Annotated in this window: 1 protein-coding gene; it reads left to right on the top strand. The window is 68.6% G+C overall.

What is annotated here, in order from left to right; genetic code table 11:
- Positions 1 to 1,721, top strand: a 1,721-nt coding sequence (locus EZI54_RS23630; protein ID WP_242674586.1) for a condensation domain-containing protein, incomplete at both ends; no start/stop codon positions are given.

Genomic DNA, 1,721 nt, shown 5'->3' with positions numbered 1-1,721 from the left:
GGAGATCGGGACCGCCGACTACGAGGCACCGCAGACCGACACCGAACGGACCCTGGCCACCCTGTGGCAGGAGGTGTTGGGTGTCGAGCAGGTCGGACGACAGGACAACTTCTTTGCGCTGGGTGGCCACTCGCTGCTGGGGGTGACGTTGGTCCATCGTATCCAGAAGCAGTTGGGTCGGACGCTGGCGCTGAGCCGGCTGTTCGAGTCGGCGTCCCTGGCCGAACTGGCGGACGCGATCGAGCAGTCCGCCGCCGAAGGGAACGGCTTGCAGGCCCGCGAGCGGGGTGCCGCGGTGCCCCAGTCCTTTGCCCAGCAACGCCTCTGGTTCCTGGCGCAACTGGAGCCGGAGAGCTGTGCCTACCATCTGCCGGGCGGGCTGGTGCTGCGCGGGCAGCTCGATGTGGCGGCCCTGGACCGGGCGTTCACGGCCCTGTCGCTCCGCCATGAGAGCCTGCGGACGGTCTTCCGTCACGGAGAGGACGGTGCGCCGCAACAGGTCATCCTGTCGCAGGAGCTGCCCACGCTGGCGCAGCACGACCTGCGTTCCGGGGCAGACCCGGAGGGGGATTTCCAGGGGCTGCTGGCCAGGTTCAACCGCCGGCCCTTCGACCTGGAAGCAGCGCCCCCGTGGCGGGTGGCCCTGGTGCGGATGGCGGAGTCGGAATGGCGACTGATGCTCTGTATGCATCACATTATCTCCGATGGCTGGTCGATGCAGCGGTTGCTGGAAGAGCTGGTGGCGCTCTATCGGCAGGAAGCGGTGGGAGTGCCTTCGGGACTGGCGCCATTGGCCGTGCAGTACGCCGACTACGCCCTGTGGCAACGGGAACAACTGGAAGGCGACACCCTCGCCAGGCAGATGGCCTGGTGGCGGGCGCAACTGGGTGATGAGCAGCCCACACTGGATCTGCCCACGGACCGGCCCCGGCCAGCCCAGCGGGACGGGCGCGGCGCGCGTCATGCCTTCACGCTGCCGGACGATCTGGTGGCGCAGTTGCGGTATGCGGCGCGCGGGCAGCAGACGTCCCTGTTCATGGTTGTCCTGGCCGGGTTCGAGGCCCTGCTGTATCGCCTGAGCGGCCAGCGTGACCTGCGCATCGGTGTACCGGTGTCCGGTCGTCACCAGCCGGGCACGGAGGGACTGATCGGCTTCTTCGTCAATACCCTGGTGCTGCGCGCGGAGATCCGGCCGGGCGACCGGGTCAGCGACCTGCTGGCCCAGGTACGCGAATGGATGCACGGCGCCCAGGCCCACGCCGACCTGCCGTTCGAGCAGTTGGTGGAAGCCCTGCAGCCGGAACGCAGCCTGAGCCACAACCCGCTGTTCCAGGTGAGCTACAACCACCAGGTCTTCGACCAGCGACCGCTGGCTGACCTGCCGGAACTGGCCTGCGAGCCGCTGCGGTGCCCGGCGGAGAATGCCCATTTCGACCTGGTGCTGGGTACGCAGGAACACGCGGACGGCCGTATCGACGCCTATCTGGACTTCGCCACGGACATCTTCGATGCCGCGACGGTGGCGCGGATGGCGGACCAGCTCCAGGCCCTGCTGGCGGTGATCAGCGCATCACCGGAAACGCGGCTGGGTGAGCTGCCCTTGCTGACGGAAAGCGAACAGCAGGTCTGGGAACGGTGGAACCGGCCGGAGCATCCGGCGGTGGATCCGCGCCCGGTCAGCGCCCTGATCGCCGACCAGGCAGCGGAACGGCCGGAGGCCA

It is taken from the genome of Marinobacter halodurans (genome assembly GCF_004327985.1).
In the GTDB taxonomy this organism is placed as follows: domain Bacteria; phylum Pseudomonadota; class Gammaproteobacteria; order Pseudomonadales; family Oleiphilaceae; genus Marinobacter_A; species Marinobacter_A halodurans.
This window is presented reverse-complemented; position numbering and strand designations above follow the sequence as displayed.